Source organism: Bartonella sp. AP40SXNS (assembly GCF_042195825.1).
GTDB lineage: Bacteria > Pseudomonadota > Alphaproteobacteria > Rhizobiales > Rhizobiaceae > Bartonella.
This window is the reverse complement of record NZ_JBHIPB010000003.1, coordinates 195707-204804: the sequence shown is the minus strand read 5'-3', so window position 1 is coordinate 204804 and position 9098 is coordinate 195707. Positions and strand designations below refer to the sequence as shown.

Here is a 9098-nt window from a genome sequence, read left to right as displayed (position 1 = left end):
CAATCTATGAGGATGCACTCTAGCCCTCAAAAAGAGTGCATCCTTCCCCTCAAGGGATACCTCCGACCCTCAAAGGAAGCATCCAATCTATAGAGGATGCACTCCAGCCTTCAAAAAGAGTGCATCTTTCCCCTCAAGGGGTTTACTCAACTTTCATCGCATATCATTTTTATGAACCCTCATTTTTATGAATCCTTGATCAAAGATACAAAAAGAAGTTTGCTAGCAACTATTGTATCACCCACCTTATGGGATTCCACTTCTCTACAGAGCTTTCAAACTTTTTTACGCCTTCATAAAGTCGAATCTGAAAGAATTCATTAAGGCAATTAAGGGTAAATTTTGTCAATTTGTAGACAAAGTTTATTCTTTTTTGTGATTGTTGTATTTTTACTATAGTTATTTAAATCGAATTTATATATGATACGTATCGATATTTATTTATAGAAATAAATATAGGAGAAAAACTATGAATATCAGATATTTTTTCATAGCTGGGGCTATTACAAGTGGTTTAGCTCTCGCGATTCAAAAATCTGATCGTATAGTCAATAAACAACCCTCTCCTATTGTTGCTCCTTATACTATTGAGAAAACAACTTTACAGTTTGTTAAACAAGTAAGGGACACATCGGATACATTGAATATACTGAGAGTCAGTAATAGAAGCGCATCAGAACAAGCATCCATCAACGATATATACGATAAAGCAGAAAATTTATTGAATGCACTAGCTGGTTTTTTAGGATCACTTATTATATATTTCTTACAACTTGTTGCTAATAAAATATAAGATACAAAAAGTTCTTAAAGTAAGGTTATATACATTTTATGTATATTGTAAAAATTTAAATAAAAAGGCCCTTTATAAAATGGGGCCTTTTTTAGTTTAATTTTTCCTTTGTTTTAGTTTAATTTTTATTGTGTTTTTATTTTTATTGGCCAAATATCATCGCCTTCAAAAATGCCATTTTTACTTGTCTCACATCTCAAATGACAAAGGCTCTACCCCCTAGCTTCCCTCCCATAGCGCTTTCGTTAATAAGGGTCCGCAATCTTCTTGTTCTTCCCAAAAATTCTTCTGTTTTCAAGAAAATGACCATGCATCTTCTCTGTCATCGGATTGGCTTACAGATCTCCATGAAGCAGACTGAAAAACACAAAAACACCATAACTTTTTATATCAATATCACCATACTGAAACACTGTTGAAGCTTAACAAGCGCTGCTTCATTGGCAAGGACTTCTTAAAAAGACAAAAAACACCTCAAAGGCAAAAGAGCTTAACACTGCTCAAAAATGGCATTTTTGCCTTCCTCTCATCTCAAATGACAAAGGCTCTACCCTCTTTTAGGCTCTCCCCCCTTTTAGACTCTACCCCCTTTTAGGCTCTACCCCCTTTTAGGCTCTACCCCCTTTTAGGCTCTACCCTCTTTTAGGCTCTACCCCCTTTTAGACTCTACCCCCTTTTAGACTCTACCCCCTTTTAGACTCTACCCCCTTTTATAGCTCCCCCGTAGCGCCCCTTGAGTCAATGAAGCTTTCCCTCATAGCGCTTATTCAAGCGCTAATTTATGAGCATTTTCTAACAAAACAACAGAACCGTCTTAAAGAAGAGAGCGAATTTATAATTGATTTTTCTCCCCTATTCTTGAGGATCAAGCCATTTTCAGTCTATTTTTTAAAATCTTGGCTATTATTCTCGATTTTTCGAACACTTTATTTTGCTCTGGTATGAAAGGTGTGAAAGCGCCTCAATCATAGCGCTTTCACATCTTTTAAATAAGAGTGCTTTTCTTCAACAGGAGAGTACAACACTAATCAATTTTTATATCCATAAATGCGATTTTACCATCTTTAATATAAGTAATATCAGGAGCATGTTTTACCCCCTCTGCTTCAAACACGAACTGTTCATCACTCACCCCTTCAAACCCTTGTTCCCTTAATTCTTGTTTTTTCTCCTCAACTAATTTTTTATGGAAATCTCGTTTTTGATTACACAAATTAAGGTTTCTATCTCTAAAAAGCTGATAGTCCATGGCTATGGACAACTTCTCAGCAACCCGTTCCAGCAGATCGTAACTGAACTTTCCTTCCCTTTCCACTTCTTGAGCGATCACCATCGCGCGTTCCAAATGAACTTTTTCAATGGTTTCATCAAAGCCAAGCTGGTTCCCTGCCGTAAAACTTTCGTCATAAGAAGCTAAAGTCTCAACATCGCCCAGCAAAGCAAGAGCAGCAAGATGCAGCAAAGCATAAGGTGCGAGCTCTATGTCATCATCCGGTGCCCAAGATAAAGAGTCTTTTTCCCAAGGAGGAAGACGATATTGAGAGCGAAAAATTTCATGCAAAGAATCATCTTCCATTGTCCATTTTAAAGTTTTTTCAAGCGCTTTTTTTAAACACGCGGCACTCACTTTTTCTTCAAAAATTTCCAATCCATTGGGCACAAAATTCATAAATACCGTTGGCAAAACCCCAGAATTATGAGGATTAATCGTCTGACAAGCCGCCGCAAAAATACCGCTCATAATTAAAAGTCCGCGATCAAAAGGCGAAAACTCTTCCACTCGTTTCTCGTTATAAAGAAACTGCACTTCGCGATCTGGTAAAAAGAGGGTTGCCAAATAATCTCCTTTTCCCTCGATGTCCACAGACCACCCCAAGCTTTTTAAAAGCGCTGTTGCACTTTCTATCGTGAGAATTTCATCATCATCATAACCGACAAAGGGTTCTTTTTCCTTTTCCTTTAGTTGCAAACGCCTCTTCTGCAGCACGGCTTCATCTTTCCAAAACTGCTGCGTTGCAAGATCATTTTCTTTAAGCACTCTTTCCAGCTCGCCTTTCACTTGGAAATTCATTTTCATCCGTTTGAAGACAGAGGTATAAAGAGCTAAAACAAGCATGATAATGATCATGCAAATAACAATAAATACCCAGAACTCGGGATCTAATAGAAATACGGCTATAGGATCAAAGTTCATGTTCCCCCCTCACTATTTACACAACCCGTGCGACAGAGAGCTTATGTGCTCTCGCACCGAGATTGCTTCTTCTAGTTTCTGAATATTTTTGTACAACTCACCCGTCACTTTGGTGCGAAGCCGTAACATAACCGGAATAAAAATAATGACACAGACCGTTATGGCGACCGTCGTTTTAAAGAGAACGGCATGCACAACATATTGCCACCCTGTCAGCTGCCAATTTAATACACCTGGTATTTCTAGAACCATTCTCCAGATGACAATGAGAACCGCAATAGCAAAGATAATTTTATAATCCTTTGCTGAGAGTAACGCTTGCTGAAGCGAAAAAGAATGCGCTCCTTTATGCGTTTCTTGCTCTGATGTCCAATTTTGCTCCTTCATGTATTCCCCTCTCACTCTTTGAAAAGACCCGTGGTGACAGAGAGCTTATTTGCTCTCACACAGAGATTGCTTCTTCTCGTTTCTAGATCTTTTTTTCCAATTTACGCATTATGATGATGCAAAACCCAAATATCACCGAAATCAAGAAAAGTACACAGACCATTATGGATTGCGTCATAATAAAAATAATAATATTCCTGCTACCTTGCCACCCCTCTTACCTTCCTCACATTGCAAACAATAAAGATTTTCAAACCACGCCAATCTATAAACAATAGTCACAATTCAGCTTTTTCTTCCTAAAAATTCTCCTATTTTCAAGAAAATGACCCTGCATCCCCACCTTCAATAGGATTCATTTCAAAGCTTGAATGAACAAGGTACCTAAAAATACGAAAACAACCCATATACCGCGCGCCCCTACAAGCAAAACCGTTCCTTCCTCACGCCTCAAACGATAAAGTAAGTCCCAAGCACTCACTCTAGGCTCTAAACCCCACGGGCTCTTATTCCCTTTAATCAACAATGATCCATAATCGGTTTTTCTTCCACTCAATGCCACCCAACACTGCTCCTTTAAAGCAATGTTTTACGGACACCCCATAAAAAAACACCAAAACATATCAGAGGCAAAATGGTATAGAGAGCAATCCCTATAAAGGCTGAATCTCTCATAATTTCTTCATTATTTTTTCCCTCTCATGACTTCTCAAGCGCTGTATCCTGTTCTTGCAAGACGTTTTTCAGTTCTTTTCTTAAACAGCGATACGTTCTCACCTGCTTAAAGACACCATAATAAAGTTGTAAAATCATCATGGGAATACAAGCAACCCACAGTGTCACGAACAGAAGCACGAGACCGAATATTGTAACAAGAATATCACTCCATTTTTCTCTATCGCCTTTTTTATACCAATCCTTTTGATCGGTTATTTTACCCCGTTGCTGGTTTATTTCTTTCAATTTTTGAGTATTTTTTCTCAACAAAAGCCACAATGTTATGAAGAGTATGTACAGAACTGGAAACAAGACCCAAACACACACTATAATAACTTGCCAAAACGCACACAGAGAGAGAAAAAGGGGTGTATCCTGCCACCCTGTCAAGTTCTCTTGGCTACCCAAAGATGAGAGAAAGAAAATCCTGTTGCACAACTCAATAATGAGCGAGAGGAACCAAATGACAACACACTCTCGCACAGAAAAATAATCTTTCCCAGAAAAATAGCGTAGTTCATTATAAAATGCTGAATAAAATGCTGAATTTTTCCCCTTCATTGCTCTTCCTTTTTTTATGAAAAACGCATTTCTTTATCTCATGCCCGCTCTTTTAAGAACCACGAAAAGTGCGATGCATGGCGCTTCCCTTGTTTTCAACAAAAAACCCCAATTTTCTAAAAGCGTGGTTGCTCTTCCCAATGATTAAGAGCATCCTCCTCATTACAAACCTGATAGGCTTCTTTATCCTCTTTGCCTGATGATTTTCCAACCATCCCCTCTTTTTGTGTCACGAGAGCTTCTAAACGTTGCCTCTCCCACCTCACAATAGCTACGCAAGGGCTTTATAGCTAGGCAAGCGCCTTGTCACTCTCTTTATCTTACGCGTTTTAGTAGCCGTCTCATTCTACGATACTTTCTCACCTGCTTAAAGACACCATAATAAAGTTCCAAAATCATCATGGGAATAAAAGCAACCCCCAATGTCACGAACATAAGCACGAAACTGAATATTGTAACAAGAATATCGTCCATTTTCCACTTCACACTTTCTTTATATCGATCCTTTTGATCGGTTATTTTACCCCGTTGCTGATCTATTCCTTTCAATTTCCGAATATTTTTTACCAACAAACGCCGCAATATGAAGCAGAGTATAAACATAACTGGGAACAAGACCCAAACACACACTGTAATAACTTTCCAAAACGCATACAGAGAGAGAAAAAGAGGTGTATCCTGCCACCCTGTCAAGTTCTCTTGGCTACCCAAAGATGAGAGAAAGAAAATCCTGTTCCATAGCTCAATAATGAGTGAGAGAAAACAAATGACAACATGCTCTTGCACAGAAAAATAATCTTTCTCGAAAAAATGGCGCAGTCCATTATAAAATGCTGAATTTTTCCCCTTCATTGCTCTTCCTTTTTTTATGAAAAATGCATTTCTTTATCTCATGCCCGCTTTTTTAAGAACCACGAAAAGTGCGATGCATGGCGCTTCCCTTGTTTTCAACAAAAACCCCCAACTTTCTAAAAGCGCGGTTGCTCTTCCAAATGATTAAGAGCATCCTCCTCATTACAAACGAAAATAGGCTCTCTTCTTTGTCTGATGATTTTCCAACCATTCATCCTCCCCTCTTCTTGTGTCACGAGAGCTTCTAAACATTGCCTCTTACCCCTCACGATAGCTACAAAAGCGCCTTGTCACTCTCTTTATCTTACGCGTTTTAATTCCCGTTTCACTCTACAATAGGTTCTCACGCGCTTGAAAACAAAATAATAAAATTCTAAAATGAGCATGACAACACCCGCAGGAAAAAAGACGTTTAGCAGAAATATCAACCAAAAATATACGATAAAAAAACTGCTTATTCTTTCTCTATTGTTTTTTACTGGATTATTTTGTTGATCGGTTGTATGACCCCGTTGCTGGATAGCCTCATCCAACTGCTGAATCATTTTTTTTAACAAATACGTTAAGATGAGATAAAGCACCAATAAAACAGGCATCAAGGCAACAACAACAACCATGATGACTTCACGCATCACAAAGAGCGCCAAAAGAGTGCTATCCTGCGATACACTCAACGGCCACTTGGATTCTAATGGGATCAAAAGAGCTTTATAACCTATCGCAATAAGGATAGAAATAAGACAAATAATCATATGATCTTTATAAGAACGAAATGATTTTCCCAAAAAAAGAGAGCACCATTTGTTATAAAATGTGGAATTTTCCCCCTTCATTTGCTCTTCCTTTTTATGCAACTGTTTGTCCCTAACTTTTATAAGGACACGCATAATCTCTCAAGCACAATTGCATCCATTATGGTCAAACAGAATACCTCAGAGAACACTCGTATTGCATATTTATGTTGCCAATACTTTTGCCAATTCACGTGCTTGTTTTAAAGAAACATCTCTCAACACTTGCAAACCAACACGCATCACCCCCATTTCATGAACAGCCCCCATGAAAGGGATAACAATAGCGCCCCCATGAATATACCCCCCTTACTATAAAATCTATCACCCCTATTGTTTCAATAAAAAATGTAATCCGGCACCATTCATATACGCCCCCTGCGGCCTCTACAATAGCCTTACCCTCCCTTGCAACAAGCCAACGCCATAACTCCGTTCCTCAACACAGACACCCCCATTACCCTAAGGCTCCTACAACAACCCCACCCCTGCCCCAACAACAGCCATATCCCGCCTTTACGATAGCCTTTATCCCTTGAAAAGACAGAAGCATTTTTATTCTTTTCTCATTGTTTTCGGCCCCCCACTTAAGACATAAAAAAAGGAACTTCCATTGATTTGCAAATGATCGCGCAATAAGAGCATTTGAAATGAGAAAATCTAACAACTTTCTTATTCCAATTAAAAAAGCTCAATGATCATTCAAAATACGATGATATCTTCCATATTTCATTAGAGTTCTTGCAAGGCAATAGCTCAGAACATATTCATAAAAACGCTTCTAAGACACGAGACAGCCGCTATTTTTGAGATCACGCGTTTTAATATTAATGAAAGCACTAACATTCCCTTACAAGTTTGAGGTGTTGTTTTGTCAACAATCTTGTTAGCATGGATTGATTCTATGATGATGCGATATCATCACAATTGCTCTTTATAAACAGCATAATGATACGCATCATTTTACTCACACTTCTTTATAAGCCTTGCGTTATAGGCTTGTGGAGAAAAGATAAAGGAGAATCCTGTTGAATATAGCAATTATTTTGGGGTCTGTGCGTCAACCTTCCTTAACAAGAACTTTAGCCAGTTATTTAGCGGATTGCCTCATAAAACGGGGTGCATCACTTCATTGGGTTGATTTGCGTGAACAGCCCTTGCCGATGACAGATCCAGATTATCATCAGCAGGTAGAGGCTAATCCAAGTGCTGCAGTCCGTGAGTTTGTCAAAACCATTGCCGCGGCTGATGGCGTTATTCTAGCAAGCCCCGTTTATCAAGGGTCTTATTCGGGTGTTTTAAAAAATGCTCTTGATAATTTAGCCTATAATGCCTTTTTAAATAAACCTGTTGGACTTATCTCTCATGGGAGTACGGCCAAAAAATGCGCACAACCTTGTGAACATTTAGTGCCGGTGGTGCACACGCTTTATGGTTACACACTCCAATGTCAAATTGCCTCTTCCAACGAAGATTTTTCCTCAGATGATGAAGGTCGTACTTGGAAAGTTATAAGTGAAGAGGTACAAACACGTTGTGAAAGACTTGCTGATGAAATGTACACATTTTTAAAGCAAAGAGGTGGGATTTAAAGCAATAAGGGAGGGGGCATGAAAAAAAAGGAAGCGCGCTATCGTTATTTAGTGGTAGGGGGCACAGGGATGCTTGCTCCTTTGTATCAATCACTAGAGCCGCAAGAAGTGATTATTGCTGCACGCTTTCTTTCCCATAAAGTCCAGCTTGAGGCATTGCACAACAGACAGTTGTGCGTGTCGTTGGATTATGATTGTGCGGCATCAAAGGCGCAATTTTTAGAAACTGTGAAACAATGGCATGATCTAAAATATTGCATATTATGGATTCATTCGCCTGCCCATGCATTTTCTTGCGCATTAATTGAGCAGTTAGCTCTTTTGCCTAAACCACCATGTATTCTTCATATTTTTGGTTCCAACACGCATGATCAAATAATCCTCGAGTGCGCACGCAAAAACAAGGTTGATTTTATCCCCATTCAATTAGGACAAAAAACAACCCCAAAAGGTTTACGACGGCTGCCCCATCAGGAGATAAGCCAACAGGTACTGGATGCCATAAAAAACCATATGAATAAACAAAACTTATGATCAATACCTCTGCTTTGCAAAGAAGCAGTACCCCTTCAATCTCTATCCATACCCGAACACCCTCTTAAATAACTCATACTCTCTTACATCATAGGCTTTGAGAACGAACAATCCCCCTCCCTTACGCCTCTAAACAGCATGCCTATATCAACAGCTTCAAAACCAAACGTTTTTCTAACCCTTCTCACACGGGCTTATCCCCCTCTCACAACCATCACGGCTCTTGAGCAACCACACACCTTTTTACAGTTTCACGTTTTTACGATTTTGCAAATTCACAGAAAACAAGCAAACTGCCGATAAACCGCCCCGTTAAAGCCTATACAAGCCTATTACAAACCTATCATCAGCCTATTCATTGCCATCAGCCCTTTTCCCCCAACGCCCTCCATTCCCCCATTCCTCCATTACCCCATTCCAATTTTGACGCATTGCACAATCCAACCTTTACGCCTCCATTGACACCTCTTCTCCCTATATCCTCCCCACAACCATCACGGCTCTTGACCAACCACACCCCCTATTACAGTTACACGTTTTTACGATTTTGCAAATTCACAGAAAACAACAAAACTTCCGATAAACCGCCCCATTAAAGCCTATACAAGCCTATTACAAACCTATCATCAGCCTATTCATTACCAACAGCCCTTTTCCCCCAACGCCCTCCATTCCCC

10 protein-coding genes are annotated in these 9098 nt (G+C 39.3%); 3 read left to right on the top strand and 7 right to left on the bottom strand.

What is annotated here, in order from left to right; all coding sequences use genetic code 11:
* Positions 1 to 469: 469 nt before the first annotated feature.
* The gene (locus tag ACFILZ_RS03590; protein ID WP_375607073.1) at positions 470 to 793 is read left to right on the top strand and encodes a hypothetical protein; all 324 of its coding nucleotides are present in this window, start codon (positions 470 to 472) and stop codon (positions 791 to 793) included.
* A gap of 1024 nt (positions 794 to 1817) precedes the next feature.
* Here the strand turns inward: ACFILZ_RS03590 and ACFILZ_RS03585 are convergent.
* The 6 genes from ACFILZ_RS03585 to ACFILZ_RS03560 all read right to left on the bottom strand — a co-directional run bounded on the left by ACFILZ_RS03585 (position 1818) and on the right by ACFILZ_RS03560 (position 6337).
* Positions 1818 to 2987, bottom strand: coding sequence for a DUF6990 domain-containing protein (locus ACFILZ_RS03585; RefSeq protein WP_375610205.1), 1170 nt, complete (start codon positions 2985 to 2987; stop codon positions 1818 to 1820).
* A 12-nt stretch (positions 2988 to 2999) separates the two neighbouring features.
* The gene (locus ACFILZ_RS03580; RefSeq protein WP_375610206.1) at positions 3000 to 3374 is read right to left on the bottom strand and encodes a hypothetical protein; all 375 of its coding nucleotides are present in this window, start codon (positions 3372 to 3374) and stop codon (positions 3000 to 3002) included.
* A gap of 355 nt (positions 3375 to 3729) precedes the next feature.
* A complete protein-coding gene (locus tag ACFILZ_RS03575; RefSeq protein ID WP_375610207.1) occupies positions 3730 to 3936 on the bottom strand; it encodes a hypothetical protein in 207 nt (68 codons plus the stop codon).
* Positions 3937 to 4073: 137 nt separating this feature from the next.
* On the bottom strand, positions 4074 to 4652 hold the full coding sequence (locus ACFILZ_RS03570; protein WP_375610208.1) for a hypothetical protein: 579 nt from the start codon (positions 4650 to 4652) through the stop codon (positions 4074 to 4076).
* Between the two features lie 315 nt (positions 4653 to 4967).
* On the bottom strand, positions 4968 to 5504 hold the full coding sequence (locus ACFILZ_RS03565) for a hypothetical protein (RefSeq protein WP_375610209.1): 537 nt from the start codon (positions 5502 to 5504) through the stop codon (positions 4968 to 4970).
* Between the two features lie 299 nt (positions 5505 to 5803).
* Positions 5804 to 6337 carry a hypothetical protein gene (locus ACFILZ_RS03560; protein WP_375610211.1) on the bottom strand — a complete coding sequence of 178 codons (534 nt, stop codon included), beginning with the start codon at positions 6335 to 6337 and terminating at the stop codon, positions 5804 to 5806.
* A 986-nt stretch (positions 6338 to 7323) separates the two neighbouring features.
* On the opposite strand from ACFILZ_RS03560, the gene ACFILZ_RS03555 reads away from it, so the two are divergent.
* A complete protein-coding gene (locus ACFILZ_RS03555) occupies positions 7324 to 7887 on the top strand; it encodes an NADPH-dependent FMN reductase (RefSeq protein ID WP_375610212.1) in 564 nt (187 codons plus the stop codon).
* 18 nt (positions 7888 to 7905) lie between these two features.
* Positions 7906 to 8421 (top strand): short-chain dehydrogenase, encoded by a 516-nt coding sequence (locus tag ACFILZ_RS03550; RefSeq protein WP_375610213.1) that lies wholly within the window; start codon positions 7906 to 7908, stop codon positions 8419 to 8421.
* Positions 8422 to 8785: 364 nt separating this feature from the next.
* On the opposite strand, the gene ACFILZ_RS03545 is transcribed toward ACFILZ_RS03550, so the two are convergent.
* On the bottom strand, positions 8786 to 8932 hold the full coding sequence (locus tag ACFILZ_RS03545; RefSeq protein ID WP_375610214.1) for a hypothetical protein: 147 nt from the start codon (positions 8930 to 8932) through the stop codon (positions 8786 to 8788).
* Positions 8933 to 9098 lie beyond the last annotated feature (166 nt).

Bases quoted from the DNA above. Each gene is read 5' to 3' on its own strand.
- ACFILZ_RS03580 (WP_375610206.1), bottom strand. From the start codon at position 3,374: ATGAAGGAGCAAAATTGGACATCAGAGCAAGAAACGCATAAAGGAGCG.
- ACFILZ_RS03570 (WP_375610208.1), bottom strand. From the start codon at position 4,652: ATGAAGGGGAAAAATTCAGCATTTTATTCAGCATTTTATAATGAACTA.
- ACFILZ_RS03585 (WP_375610205.1), bottom strand. From the start codon at position 2,987: ATGAACTTTGATCCTATAGCCGTATTTCTATTAGATCCCGAGTTCTGG.
- ACFILZ_RS03565 (WP_375610209.1), bottom strand. From the start codon at position 5,504: ATGAAGGGGAAAAATTCAGCATTTTATAATGGACTGCGCCATTTTTTC.
- ACFILZ_RS03550 (WP_375610213.1), top strand. From the start codon at position 7,906: ATGAAAAAAAAGGAAGCGCGCTATCGTTATTTAGTGGTAGGGGGCACA.
- ACFILZ_RS03590 (WP_375607073.1), top strand. From the start codon at position 470: ATGAATATCAGATATTTTTTCATAGCTGGGGCTATTACAAGTGGTTTA.
- ACFILZ_RS03560 (WP_375610211.1), bottom strand. From the start codon at position 6,337: ATGAAGGGGGAAAATTCCACATTTTATAACAAATGGTGCTCTCTTTTT.